At 68.3% G+C, this 12,843-nt stretch carries 10 protein-coding genes; 8 read left to right on the forward strand and 2 right to left on the reverse strand.

Annotated features, from left to right (window positions below; translation table 11 throughout):
• Positions 1–16 precede the first annotated feature (16 nt).
• Positions 17–1,672 (forward strand): mucoidy inhibitor MuiA family protein, encoded by a 1,656-nt coding sequence (locus ACZ50Q_RS15270; RefSeq protein WP_464078861.1) that lies wholly within the window; start codon positions 17–19, stop codon positions 1,670–1,672.
• A 5-nt stretch (positions 1,673–1,677) separates the two neighbouring features.
• Here the strand turns inward: ACZ50Q_RS15270 and ACZ50Q_RS15275 are convergent, their stop codons facing one another.
• Positions 1,678–2,994, reverse strand: a complete 1,317-nt coding sequence (locus ACZ50Q_RS15275; RefSeq protein ID WP_464078862.1) for a ferredoxin reductase family protein — start codon at positions 2,992–2,994, stop codon at positions 1,678–1,680.
• A 155-nt stretch (positions 2,995–3,149) separates the two neighbouring features.
• Positions 3,150–4,376, reverse strand: a complete 1,227-nt coding sequence (locus ACZ50Q_RS15280) for an EAL domain-containing response regulator (protein ID WP_092575808.1) — start codon at positions 4,374–4,376, stop codon at positions 3,150–3,152.
• A gap of 314 nt (positions 4,377–4,690) precedes the next feature.
• Here ACZ50Q_RS15280 and ACZ50Q_RS15285 point away from each other — a divergent pair, with 314 nt between their 5' ends.
• The 7 genes from ACZ50Q_RS15285 to ACZ50Q_RS15315 all read left to right on the forward strand — a co-directional run bounded on the left by ACZ50Q_RS15285 (position 4,691) and on the right by ACZ50Q_RS15315 (position 12,737).
• On the forward strand, positions 4,691–5,824 hold the full coding sequence (locus tag ACZ50Q_RS15285; RefSeq protein WP_464078863.1) for a 3-deoxy-7-phosphoheptulonate synthase: 1,134 nt from the start codon (positions 4,691–4,693) through the stop codon (positions 5,822–5,824).
• A gap of 297 nt (positions 5,825–6,121) precedes the next feature.
• Positions 6,122–6,616, forward strand: a complete 495-nt coding sequence (locus ACZ50Q_RS15290) for a hypothetical protein (RefSeq protein ID WP_092576269.1) — start codon at positions 6,122–6,124, stop codon at positions 6,614–6,616.
• 333 nt (positions 6,617–6,949) lie between these two features.
• The gene (locus tag ACZ50Q_RS15295) at positions 6,950–7,672 is read left to right on the forward strand and encodes a response regulator transcription factor (protein WP_464078864.1); all 723 of its coding nucleotides are present in this window, start codon (positions 6,950–6,952) and stop codon (positions 7,670–7,672) included.
• 10 nt (positions 7,673–7,682) lie between these two features.
• Positions 7,683–8,552: an HpcH/HpaI aldolase/citrate lyase family protein gene (locus ACZ50Q_RS15300; protein WP_464078865.1), complete on the forward strand. Its 870-nt coding sequence runs from the start codon at positions 7,683–7,685 to the stop codon at positions 8,550–8,552.
• A 187-nt stretch (positions 8,553–8,739) separates the two neighbouring features.
• Positions 8,740–10,371, forward strand: coding sequence for an ATP-binding cassette domain-containing protein (locus ACZ50Q_RS15305; protein ID WP_076520958.1), 1,632 nt, complete (start codon positions 8,740–8,742; stop codon positions 10,369–10,371).
• Between the two features lie 146 nt (positions 10,372–10,517).
• Positions 10,518–11,387, forward strand: a complete 870-nt coding sequence (asd, locus tag ACZ50Q_RS15310) for an archaetidylserine decarboxylase (RefSeq protein WP_464078866.1) — start codon at positions 10,518–10,520, stop codon at positions 11,385–11,387.
• A gap of 132 nt (positions 11,388–11,519) precedes the next feature.
• A complete protein-coding gene (locus ACZ50Q_RS15315; RefSeq protein WP_464078867.1) occupies positions 11,520–12,737 on the forward strand; it encodes an alpha-hydroxy acid oxidase in 1,218 nt (405 codons plus the stop codon).
• Positions 12,738–12,843 lie beyond the last annotated feature (106 nt).

Genomic DNA, 12,843 nt, shown 5'->3' on the forward strand with positions numbered 1-12,843 from the left:
TTTCCAAGGTGCTCCCGTGAGACGTACCCTCCTGGCCCTGGCTTTCGCAACCCTCCCCGGCCTCGGCGGCGCCGCCGCGCTGCCCTCCGCCATCGGCGCGGTCACCGTCTATCAGGACCGCGCGGTCGTCACCCGCGCCGCCAGCAGCGACCTCGCCGCGGGCGAACATGAACTCGTGCTGGAAAACCTGCCGGCGACGCTGCAGGACAACTCCCTGCAGGTATCGGCCCGCAGCACCGGCCAGGCCACGCTGCTGGACGTGAAGGTCCGGGACGCCTACCAGGCGGACGCCGCCAGCGAACGCGTCCGTCAGTTGGAAGCCCAGATCGAGAAACTGGAGGCCCGGCAGGCGGCGCTGGACGACGAAGCGGCCGTGCTGGACAACCAGCGCGAACTCATCCTGATGATGCAGCGCGGGGCGACCGAACCGGCCAAGGATGGCGCCCGCCTCACCCTGGACGAACTCAAGGCGATCCAGGCGCTCAGCGCCGAGACGCTGGGCACGACGCTGGCGGGCCTGCGCGGCGTGGCCGAAAAGCGGGCTGCGCTGGAACGTGAACTGGCCGCCCTGCAAGCCCAGCTCGGCCAGGTGCGCGGGGCGGCGGGCCGGCGCAGCAAGACGGTCGTCCTGCGGGTCGACATGGCCCGAAGCGGCAAGCTGGACCTTGCGTTGTCCTATGCGGTCGCGGGCGCGCGCTGGACGCCGTCCTACGATGCGCGGCTGCGCCCGGCCGATCGCCACGTGGACCTGGGCTACTTCGGCGTCATCCGCCAGAACACGGGCGAGGACTGGAACAACGTGACGCTGACCCTGTCCACCGCGCGGCCGTCGCTGGGCGGTGGCGCGCCCACGCTGCGGCCGTGGATCATCGACGTGGCCGCCCCGCCGCCGCCCATGCCCGCTCCCGCGCCGGCTCCCGCCGCGGTTCAGGCGGAGATGCAGCCGGAGATGCAGGCCAAGCGCGCGCCCCGCGCCCGCGCCATGGCGGACGCGCAGATGGCGGCCGAACCGGCGCCCGAGGCGATCGACGTCGCCACCGCCCAGGTCCAGAACGCCGCGACCAGCGCATCCTTCCAGATCAAGAATCCGGCCACGCTGCCGTCCGACAACACGGCGCAGCGCGTCGCCATCGCCAGCGCCAGGCTGCCCGCCACCTTGCAGTACCAGTCCACGCCGGCCCTGCGCGAGGCCGCGTACCTGACGGCGCAGGCCAGCAACACCACGGCGTTCCCGTTCCTCGCGGGTCCCCTCAATACCTTCCTGGACGATGCCTTCGTCGCCTCGGGCGCCATGAAGGCCGTGATGCCCGGCGAAAAACTGGAACTGGCGCTGGGCGCCGACGACGGCATTTCGATCAAGCGGCAGCTCGTGAACCGCTACACCGAAAGCACCGGCTTCTCGGGCAGCGGCAAGCGCGTCACCTACGAATACAAGATCACGGTCAAGAACAACAAGACCACCCAGGAACAGGTGTCCTTCAAGGACCGCCTGCCGGTCTCGCGCAACGAGAAGATCGTGGTCAAGCTGCTATCGCCCGCCGACCGCGACATCAAGCGCGAAGAAGACGGCAAGGTGGCCTGGGACTGGACGCTCGAACCGGGCAAGTCGCGCGAGACGGTGTTCAAGTTCTCGGTGGATTACCCGGGCGACATCGACGTGTCCGGCCTGTGAACCGGCTAGCGCATCTGGAACGCTTCCTGGTGGAATAGCTGGCGCACCGGCATGCCGCGCCGGTGCAGGCCGTCTTTCAGCGCGTCGGCAAAACCGGTGGGACCGCAGAACCAGACGCTGGGCCAGGGTGCGCCGTCCGGCCGCTCGCGCGCCAGTTCCGCCGCGCGCAAGGGGCGCTGCTCGTCGCTGTAGCGCACGTTCAGCGTCACCTTGGGCACCCGCGCGCACAGCGCCCGCAGCCGGTCCGCGAATGGCGCATCGGCGGCGTTGCGGGCGCAGTAGTAGAGCGTGGTCTGCGGCGCGCTGTCCGGCGCCGCCTGCAAGGCTTCGAGCCAGGAAATGAACGGGGTGACGCCAATGCCCGCCCCGACCCAGATCTGGGGCCGGTCATCGCCCCGGCGGTAATCGAAACAGCCATAGGGACCCTCGACTGTCACGGGCTGTCCCGCCGCCAGGCTGGTTTGCAGGCGGCGCGTGTAATCGCCGAGCGCCTTGATGGAAAACTGCACCCTGCCGGTGCCATCGTCGGCGCCCGACACCGTGAACGGATGCGCGCCTTCCCGGCGATCCGTGGTCAGGAAGGCGAACTGGCCCGCGCGATGGTGCCAATCTCCCTCCACCCGACAGGTCACTCTCAGGATGTCATCCGACAGGTGCTGCACATCCAGCACCGTCGCCCGGTGCCGGCGCGCCTGGCCGACGCGGCCCGTCAGCGCCATCAGCGCGCACACCATGCCCACGCCGGTCGCAATCCCCACCAGCCACCCCGCAGGCTGCCCCCACCAAGCCGCGGGCGTCAGGACGACGCCGTGAAACGCCGCCACGAGGAAAATGACCGCCGCGATGCGATGCACCTGCCGCCACACGTGGTACGGAAACCTGCGCCACAACGTCAGCAGCACCATCGCCACGAGGATCCAGATGGCCCATTCGCCCACGTCCTTGGCCGAGCCCCGGAACACGTCGAGCATGGCGGCCGCGCGGGGCGTCTTGGGCACGGGGTCCACGAACGCCAGCAACAGCGGCTTGCCGAGCTTGATCAGGTAGTGCGCCGCCGCCAGTCCGGTCGCCAGAATGCCGCACCACTTATGCAGCCGGTACATCTTGTCCAGCCCGCCCAAGCGGCGCTCGAGCCACATCGGCCTCACGGAGAGCAGCATGATCAGCGCCATGACCGCATAAGCGGTCAGGCCCGTCAGCAGAATCAGTTGGTCCCGCCACACCCACACGTTGAGTGTGGCGGGCGGTTGCATCCAGAAGGCGGTCGTCCAGGCCAGCATGGAAACCACGAGGACCAAGGTGAGAAGTCTTTGGATCGGCATCGGCATCGCCCCCATTGAACGCCACGAACCCTGCCAAGCAGGCAAGGCTACCGGCCAACAATCGTAGTTTCGCCAACGAACGCCTTTCCTGCCAACCCACCCGATTTTTGACGTGAATCAAACTGCCCAGGCAAAAATGCCCGCGCACGGCCCGCTCAATGCGACCGGCAGAATTCGATGAACTCGTCGGGTTCCAGCGGCACCGAAATCCCGTAGCCCTGCGCGACGTCGCACCCCAGTTCGCGCAGCAGTTGCACGTCGCGCTCCTGCTCGACGCCTTCGGCCACCACGCGACGCCCAAGCACCCGCCCCATTTCGATCGCGGCCGCGACGACCGCGCGCGACGCGGCCTCGCGGTGCATGTGGACGATGAAGTCCCGGTCGATCTTCAGCTCATTGAATGGCATGGCCGAAAACAGCCGCATCGAGGCAATGCCGGCGCCGAAGTCATCCATCGCCAGTTCAAAGCCGCGCACGCGCAACAGATTCAGCGTGGACGAGAGCGCCAGCCAATCGGTCACGGGCTCGTCTTCCGTAAGCTCGACCTTGATCAGCCGGGCCGGCAGGCCGGCCTGCCCGACTTTCTGCTCCAGCAGGCCGGGCAGCTCGCGCGAGCACAGCGTGGACGCGGAGGCATTGATGGCGATCGGCACCGCGATGTCCTCGTCCTGCATCCGCCGCAGCACCTCGATCACCCGGTCCGCCACGCGGCTGAACAGCATCCGGTCCATGCCCAGCCGGTGCGCGGCCGGCACGAAATCGGCCGCGGGGATGGCGCCCAGCTTGGGGTGGACCCAGCGCGACAGCGCCTCGGCCGCGACCACGCGCCCGGTGGACAGGCTGATCTGCGGCTGCAGCACCACGTGCATGCCTTTGCCGGTCGCCAGCGCCTGGCTCAGCGCGGCTTCCATCACCTCGCGCCGCACCGACTTGGGTTTGTGCGGGGACGCCGATTCGTCGTCGATGCTGTGCAGGGCGTTCTTGATGGCCTGCTGCATGGCCGCGCGCGACACGGGCTTGGCCAGCGCCTGCGCCGACGGGCAGCCCGCCTGCAGGGCCAGCCGCACATGGGATTGCAGGAGTTCGTCGCTGAGGCTGCTGATCCAGATGATCGGCGGCATGCTCTTCAGTCGTCCCGCGTCCACCAGCCGGCGCAGGTCATTGGGCAGGCGCGTGCCATCGCCCTCGCCCATCACGATGTCGCTGATCAGGACGTCATAGTATTGGCGCGTCATCGCGCCCACGGCTTCGATGCTGCTTCCCAAGCCCGCCACGCGGCGGTAGCCCAACGCCAGCAGCATGTTCTGCAGATAGGCGCGTTCGACGGGGTGGTCTTCCACGAGAAGAAACCGTCGGGACGCTCCGGCATCGGGTTTGGGCATTGCTGACCGTCCTGGAACCTTTACACACGGAAAGAAGCCTCGATCGGCCCCAGCCTGCGCCTGCCGCAAGCCGGTGAGCCCGGCCCCTTGGGAGCACGGGTCAATGCTAAGGCATCCGCGCAAAGCGTGTCTTTATCGATAACGGGTTAATTCAGCCCGTCGCCGATAGTCGTAGGCGCCCGCGCATCCGCCGTCCGGTCACGTTCCTTGGTGCCTGTCCCCGCCAACCCCGCATCCGCCCCAGCCCATCCGCCTCCACCGTCCGCGGGTGCGATAATGGCGGACTTTCCCGCATCTACGGCACGGAGCTTCCCTTGACCCGCATTGACGACCCCCTGCACGACCGCGAGGTCGGCGCGGCCGACGCCACCCAGGACAACACGCGCACCGACGACACCCGCATCAGCGCGGTGCGTCCGTTGATTTCACCGGCCCTGCTGCAAGACGAACTGCCCGTCTCGACCGAGATCCAGACGCTCGTCGAGCAAAGCCGCGCCGCCATCGCCGACGTGCTGCACGGCCGCGACGACCGCCTGGTGCTGGTGGTGGGCCCCTGCTCCATCCACGACCATGCGCAGGCCATGGAATATGCGCGCCACTTGCGCGCCGCCGCCGACGCGCACAAGGACGACCTGCTGATCGTCATGCGCGTGTACTTCGAAAAGCCCCGCACCACCGTCGGCTGGAAGGGTTATATCAACGATCCGCGTCTGGACGGCAGCTTCCGCATCAACGAAGGGCTGCGCCGCGCGCGCGAGCTGCTGCTGGACATCAGCGGCCTGGGCCTGCCCATCGCCACCGAATTCCTGGATCTGCTCAGCCCGCAATACATCGCCGACCTGATCGCCTGGGGCGCCATCGGCGCACGCACCACCGAAAGCCCCAGCCATCGCCAGCTCAGCTCGGGCCTGAGCTGCCCCCTGGGCTTCAAGAACGGCACCGATGGCGGCGTCCAGATCGCGGCCGACGCCATGGTCGCGGCCAGCGCCAAGCACGCGTTCATGGGCATGACCAAGATGGGCATGGCCGCCATCTTCGAGACCCGCGGCAACCAGGACACCCACGTGATCCTGCGCGGCGGCAAGCAAGGGCCGAACTACGACGCGGCCAGCGTCGACGCCTGTTGCACCGCGCTGCGCGCCGCGGGCCAGCGCGAGCAGGTCATGATCGACTGCTCGCACGCCAACTCCAACAAGTCGCACCTGCGCCAGATCGACGTGGCCAACGACATCGCGGCCCAGATCTCCCAGGGCGACAGCCGCATCACGGGCGTCATGATCGAAAGCCATCTGGAAGAAGGCCGCCAGGACCTCAAGCCCGGCCAGCCGCTGCGCCATGGGGTGTCCATCACCGACGCCTGCCTGGGCTGGGCCCAGACCGAACCGGTGCTCGCCGCGCTGGCGCAGGCCGTGCGCCAGCGCCGGCAGAAGCTCACCGCGGTCGCCTGACGGGTACGCCGATACGTCGATACGCCGGTCCGCCGATACGCCGGTGCACCGCCACGCCGCCTGGCGCGGGCGGCGCGCCGGCGGCAGGTCCTGGCTCGCCGCTTGTCATCGTCCTGCAAAGGTCGGGCCAGATCATCAGCGCTGACCGGCGTCAGCCCCGCGGCGGCATTGCTGCTGTTACAGCACGCTCTTGAAACAATTGGTATCATGCGCGTGGTGTTCAAGTCGGAACCGAGCGACACGTTCGTTCCGCATCCTCCAGGGCCCCGCGCCCTTCCCGCAATTTTCCCGTCAGGTATGGAACGTTCTCGCCTCGTGCCGGCCGCGCCGGCTCAATCCGCCCGCGTGCGCCACAGCATTTTCATCTACACCGAAGAACAGCGCGGCAACCAGATGGTCGAGTCGCTGGTGCTCGGCATGCTGTCCGATATCTCCGGCTCGGAGAAACTCATCGTCGTGCAGGACCCGCATCACGGCTTCAAGTATGTCTACCGCATCGATCACGAAAGCAGCAATCTCGATGCGGCGGCCATCACCGAGCTGGACCCGTCCGTGTTCAACGGCAAGTCCTCGACCGAGATCAACGCCATGTCGTATCGGTTGGGCACGCCCGAGAACGCCATGAAGCTGCTGCGCGGCAAGACCCACTGGATCCAGGACAAGGGCTCGGTGCTGTCGGTCCTGCTGCAGAATGCTGCGGCGCGCAAGACGCGCTTTGCGCCGCCCCGGATTGAACGCGAACGGATGCGCAAAGTGCCTGAGGGCGTGCCGGTCGAACTACTTCCCGCGTAGATCGGACGGTATCCGGGCGGTTTTTTCTTATCCACAGAATTTGTGGATAAGAAAAACCCAAACGCACGGCTGATGGCCTTTCGGGCGACACGAAACGGCCTGCTCAAATATTGACCAGCCCCTTTTTTTACACCATCCGGATGGCGTCCCCGTTCGATGCCGCGCCGCCGCAACGGCCGGGATGATATTCTCCGCGCAAGAACGCAGGTACATCAGACCGAACGCCGTATTGCTCCCGGGGTCCGCGCGCCGCGCGAGCCCGCCCCCTCTAAGAAACCGCAGCATGACCAGAACACACCTGTTCGCACAAGGAGCGCGAGAGCGCGCCGCGCCGTGACGATCATCGTCGTCGACGACCACGGGGACTGGCGCGACTCCATCGCCGAATACATCCAGGACCTGGGCCTGGACAAGGCCATCCTCACGGCCGGCTCGCTGGCCGAGCTGGACGACCTCCTGCTCACCGTCACGCCCGCCATCCTCGTGCTGGACGCCATGCTGCCGGATGGCGACGGGCTTGCGCGCGTCTCCCACCTGCGCACCACCTACCCGTCCATGGGCATCGTCATGCTGACGGGACGGCTCCTGAGCGAAGACAAGGTGTCCGGGCTGAGCCTGGGCGCCGACCATTACCTGACCAAGCCCGTCAACCTGGCCGAACTGGGCGCCACGCTGGTCGCGCTGTCGCGCCGCCTGCGCGTGGTGCCCGCCGCCAACCTCGACGATACGCAGTCCGGCGCGTGGCGCTTCGACCCGGCGCGCCGCACCCTGACATCGCCCGGCCAGGTCAGCGTCGACATCACCGACGCCGAAAGCCGCCTGATCGGCGCGCTGATCCAGGCGGCGCCCCTGCCGCTGACCCGCGCACGCCTCGTCGAAGCCCTGGGCGCCAGCGCGCAGGCCTACGACACGCACCGGCTGGACGCCCACATGCACCGGCTGCGCCGCAAGCTGCGCGCACACACCGGCGAGGACATCGGCATCCGCACCGTGTATGGCGTGGGCTACGTCTGCACCTCGCCCGTCACCATCGTCGGCAGCCTCCCCAACCGCTGAGACCGCAACCATGAACGCCACCCTCCGCCCCCGCCGTTCCGTTCTCTACATGCCCGGCGCCAATGCGCGGGCGCTCGACAAGGCGCGCACGCTCGATGCGGACGCGCTGATCCTGGACCTGGAGGACGCCGTGGCGCCCGACGCCAAGGAACTGGCACGCGCGCAGGTGGCGTCGGCCTTGCGCGAGGGCGGTTTCGGACGGCGCGAGTGCATCGTGCGCGTCAATGCCCTGGACACCCCGTGGGGGCCGGACGACGTGCGCGCCATCGCGCAAGCCGGCGCCGATGCCGTGCTGCTGCCCAAGGTCGAATCGGCGGCGCAGCTTGCCGCGCTGGGCGAGGCGCTGGATGCCGCGGGTGCGCCGGCGGACCTGCCGCTGTGGGCCATGGCCGAGACCCCGATGGGTTTTCTGCGCCTGGACGCCATCGCCGGCGGCCATGCGCGCCTGGCCGCCATCGTCGTCGGCACCTCGGACCTGGTGAAGGACCTGCACGCCCGCCACACGCCCGCGCGCCACGAGACGCTGCTGGCGCGCTCGCTGGCGGTGATGGCGGCGCGCGCGCACGGCCTCGCGGTCCTGGACGGCGTGCACCTGGACCTGAACGATGACGCGGGCCTGCAGGATGCCTGCCGGCAGGGACGCGACCAGGGCTTTGACGGCAAGACCCTGATCCATCCGCGCCAGATCGCGGCGGCCAACGCCGCCTTTGCGCCGACACGCGAGGAACTCGACGGTGCGCGCAAGCGCCTGGACGCCTGGAAAGCGGCCCAGGCTGCGGGCAAGGGCGTGGCGGTCGTGGACGGCGCCCTGGTCGAGAACCTGCATGCGCGGGAGGCCGAGCGCCTGCTGGCGCTGGCTGCGGCGATCGAGACGAAATAACCCGGTCCGCGCCGGCCCGCTACAATGTCGTCCGCAATCGGATAAGGCTCGTTCCCGTCCGCTTCCGCCTTTCGCGCCCCGCGCCCGCTTTTGCGCATGCGCGAACCCGCCCCGGTTCCCTCTTTTTGGCCGCGCCTTGTGGCGGGAGCCTTGCCGCGCGCCTGCCGCGCCATCCAGCCCAACACCCATGATCCGCTTCCAACAAGTTTCACTCATGCGCGGCGTCAAGCCCTTGCTCGACAAGGTCGACCTGCTTCTGAACCCCGGCGACAAGATCGGCCTGATCGGCGCCAACGGCGCCGGCAAATCGAGCCTCTTCGGCCTGCTGCGCGGCACGCTGCACGCGGACCAGGGCGACCTGGACTATCCCGCGAGCTGGCGCGTGGCTCACGTGGCGCAGGAAACGCCCGCGCTGGACCGGCCCGCCATCGAATACGCCATCGACGGCGACGTCACGCTGCGCAAGCTGGAGGCCGAACTCGCGGCGCTCGAAGCCGAACCCGAAAGCGCCGAGAACGGCCTGCGCATGGGCGACATCTACGCCGCCCTGGCCGACGCGGACGCCTACACGGTCCACTCCCGCGCCGAACAGCTGCTGACCGGCCTGGGCTTCTCGCAAGCACAGATGCACCTGCCGCTTACCAGCTTTTCCGGGGGCTGGCGCATGCGCCTGAACCTGGCGCAGGCGCTGATGTGCCCGTCCGACCTGCTGCTGCTCGACGAGCCCACCAACCACCTGGATCTGGACGCGATCATCTGGCTGGAGGACTGGCTCAAGCGCTACCCGGGCACGCTCATCGTCATCTCGCATGACCGCGACTTCCTGGACGGCGTCGTCAACGTGATCGTGCATATCGACGAACGCAAGCTCAAGCGCTACTCGGGCAACTATTCGTCCTTTGAACGTCAGCGCGCGGCCCAACTGGAATTGGCGCAGGGCATGATCGAAAAGCAGATGCGCCAGCGCTCGCACCTGCAATCCTTCATCGACCGCTTCAAGGCGCAGGCCAGCAAGGCCCGCCAGGCGCAGAGCCGCATCAAGGCCCTGGCCCGCATGGAAGAAGTGGCGCCGCTACGCGCGGCCGCCGAGTTCTCGTTCGAATTCCGCGAGCCGCTGCGCGCGCCCAATCCCCTGCTGACGATGGACAAGGTCAGCGCCGGCTATCGCATCGAGGACGAGGCCACCCAAGACGTATCCGACAAGATCATCGTGTCGGGCATCAATTTTTCGCTGCAGGCGGGCCAGCGGATCGGCCTGCTGGGGATCAACGGCGCGGGCAAGTCGACCTTCATCAAGACCATCGCCGGCGAACTCGATTCGCTGGCCGGCGAAACGCAATTCAACAAGGGCCTGTCCATCGGCTACTTCGCCCAGCATCAGGTCGAGATGCTGCGCCATGACGAATCGCCCCTGTGGCACATGACGAAGGCCGCGCCCACCGTGCGCGAACAGGAGCTGCGCAACTTCCTGGGCAGCTTCAACTTCAACGGCAACATGGCGACCAGTTCGATCGCGCCGTTCTCCGGTGGTGAAAAGGCGCGCCTGGCGCTGGCCCTCATCGTGTGGCAGCGCCCCAACCTGCTGCTGCTGGACGAGCCCACCAATCACCTGGACCTGGAAACGCGCGAGGCCCTGACCACGGCGCTGGCGCAGTTCGAGGGCACGCTGGTGCTGGTGTCGCACGACCGCCACCTGCTGCGGGCCACCACCGACCAGTTCATCATCGTGGCCGACGGCAAGGTCAGTCCGTTCGACGGCGACCTGGACGACTACAAGGACTGGCTCTACAAGACCAAGCTGGCAGCCAAGGCGGCCTGAGCGCTCCACGCGGCACCAAGCACGCCGCCGCGCGCCCGGACGCGTTACAATCGCGCCGAATTGCCTGCATCCAGCCTCAACCTGGGCCCGCGCGGCACCTTCAACCACGTCCCGCTGTATGCGGGACGCGTTTTTTAGCGCCATCGATGCCTATCAAAGACCAACTATTTCTTGCCAGCCAGTATCTCGCTCCGCACCACCTGGTGTCGCGCTTTTTCGGATACGCGTCGGACTGCCGCGAACCCGCGGTGAAGAACTGGATGATCTCGCGCTTTGTCCGCAAGTACGGCGTGAACATGAGCGAGGCCCTGCAAGAAGACCCATTGGCCTATGACTGCTTCAATGATTTCTTCACGCGCGCGCTGAAAGACGGCGCGCGTCCGCTGGACGACGAGCCCGGCTCGGTGGTCTGTCCCGCCGATGGCGCCATCAGCCAGATGGGCGCGATCGAACAGGGCCGCATCTTCCAGGCCAAGGGCCACAACTATGGCCTCGTGGACCTGCTGGGCGGCGATGCCGAACGCGCCGCGCCGTTCCAGGGCGGCCAGTTCGCCACCATCTATCTTTCGCCCAAGGACTATCACCGCGTCCACATGCCCGCCGCCGGCACGCTGCGCGAGATGATCCACGTGCCCGGCCGCCTGTTCTCGGTCAACCCGCTGACGGCGCGCAACGTGCCGCGGTTGTTCGCGCGCAATGAACGCGTGGTCTGCATCTTCGACACGGAACACGGTCCGATGGCGGTGGTGCTGGTGGGCGCGATGATCGTGGCCTCGATCGAAACCGTGTGGGCCGGCCTGGTGACGCCGCACAAGCGCCGCATCCGGTCCGTCCGCTACGACCCCGCGGCGCGCGCGCCCATCCATCTTGAAAAAGGCGCCGAAATGGGCCGCTTCAAGCTCGGCTCCACGGCCATCGTGCTGTTCGGACCCGACAAGGTCCGCTGGGCCGACACGCCGTCGGTGCGGGGCCCCGTGCGCATGGGTGAACTGCTGGCGCTGCCCGTCCAGGGCTGACCGGCGCGCTGGCGGCCGCGCTTGGCCGCCACGACGCACGCTCCTTCGCCTGGAGCGAACATGCAATTCGATATTTATTCGCTTTATGCGATGAATCCGGGTTGCTAGATTACGGACTTTTACCGGCCCGCCATGTCTACCACCGCCCTGCCCGCCCCCGCCCGCGCCGCGGCCCGCCCTCTGCCCCGCGCGCTCGGCCGCATCCTGTCCCTGGACGACTTCGAGGCCGCCGCCAGACGGCGCCTGCCGCGCCCGATCTTCGGCTACATCGCCGGGGCGGCGGAAGACAACCAATCCCTCGCCGGCAACCGCGCGGCGTTCGCGCAGATCGCGTTCACGCCGCGCGTCCTGGTCGATGTGTCGCGCCGCACGCAGCAGACCGAACTGTTCGGCCGCACGTACGCATCGCCCTTCGGCATTGCGCCCATGGGCATCAGTGCGCTGTCGGCCTATCGCGGCGACATCGTGCTGGCGCGCACGGCCCGTGAAGAGAACGTGCCCGCCATCCTGAGCGGCACGTCGCTGATCCCCCTTGAAGCCGTCATCGATGAGGCCCCGGGCACCTGGTTCCAGGCGTACCTGCCGGGCGATCCCGCCAAGATCGACGCGCTGATCGACCGCGCCCGCCGCGCCAGCTACGAGACCCTGGTGCTGACCGTGGACATCCCCGTGTCGGCCAACCGCGAAAACAACGTGCGCACCGGCTTTTCCACGCCGCTCAAGCCCAGCCTGCGCCTTGCGCTGGACGGCCTGGCGCGGCCGCGCTGGCTCGCGGGCACCTTTCTGCGCACGCTGCTGGCGCATGGCATGCCGCACTTCGAGAACTCTTTCGCCACGCGCGGCGCGCCCATCGTGTCCGCGTCGGTGCTGCGCGACTTCACCGCGCGCGACCACCTGAACTGGGAGCACGTGGCGCGCATCCGCCGCGCCTGGCCCGGCGCCCTGGTCATCAAGGGCATCCTGCATCCGCGCGACGCGGCGCTGGCGCGCCAGCATGGCGCGGACGGGATCATCGTGTCCAACCACGGCGCGCGCCAGCTCGACGGCGCGATCTCGCCGCTGCGCGTGCTGCCCGGGGTGGTTGCGCAGGCCGGCGCGATGACGGTCATGATGGACAGCGGGGTCCGGCGCGGCGGCGATGTGCTCAAGGCGCTGGCCCTGGGCGCGCGCTGCGTGTTCGTGGGACGCCCGTTCAACTACGCGGCGGCGGTGGGCGGCCAGCAAGGCGTGGCGCACGCCATCGGTCTGTTGCGCGCCGAGGTCGACCGCAACATGGCCATGCTGGGCATCAACCGCCTGAGCGAAATGGACGCCAGCCTCATCTGCCGGGAAGGCGAGCTTCCCGCCTGAAGGCGCGGCGGCGGGCGCAGGCGCGGCGCCCCGGTGTGCCCGGCGGCCCGCGGGGCATAGAATGGCGGTTCCTCCGTTACCCGCGCGCCCGCTCCGGCGCGACCGC

It is taken from the genome of Achromobacter sp. T5-5 (genome assembly GCF_055397965.1).

What these genes read in the sequence shown, in the direction of transcription:
- ACZ50Q_RS15275 (WP_464078862.1), bottom strand. Translation starts at nt 2,994, where the DNA reads ATGCCGATCCAAAGACTTCTCACCTTGGTCCTCGTGGTTTCCATGCTG.
- ACZ50Q_RS15280 (WP_092575808.1), bottom strand. Translation starts at nt 4,376, where the DNA reads ATGCCCAAACCCGATGCCGGAGCGTCCCGACGGTTTCTTCTCGTGGAA.
- ACZ50Q_RS15290 (WP_092576269.1), top strand. Translation starts at nt 6,122, where the DNA reads ATGGAACGTTCTCGCCTCGTGCCGGCCGCGCCGGCTCAATCCGCCCGC.
- ACZ50Q_RS15300 (WP_464078865.1), top strand. Translation starts at nt 7,683, where the DNA reads ATGAACGCCACCCTCCGCCCCCGCCGTTCCGTTCTCTACATGCCCGGC.
- ACZ50Q_RS15305 (WP_076520958.1), top strand. Translation starts at nt 8,740, where the DNA reads ATGATCCGCTTCCAACAAGTTTCACTCATGCGCGGCGTCAAGCCCTTG.
- asd (WP_464078866.1), top strand. Translation starts at nt 10,518, where the DNA reads ATGCCTATCAAAGACCAACTATTTCTTGCCAGCCAGTATCTCGCTCCG.
- ACZ50Q_RS15315 (WP_464078867.1), top strand. Translation starts at nt 11,520, where the DNA reads ATGTCTACCACCGCCCTGCCCGCCCCCGCCCGCGCCGCGGCCCGCCCT.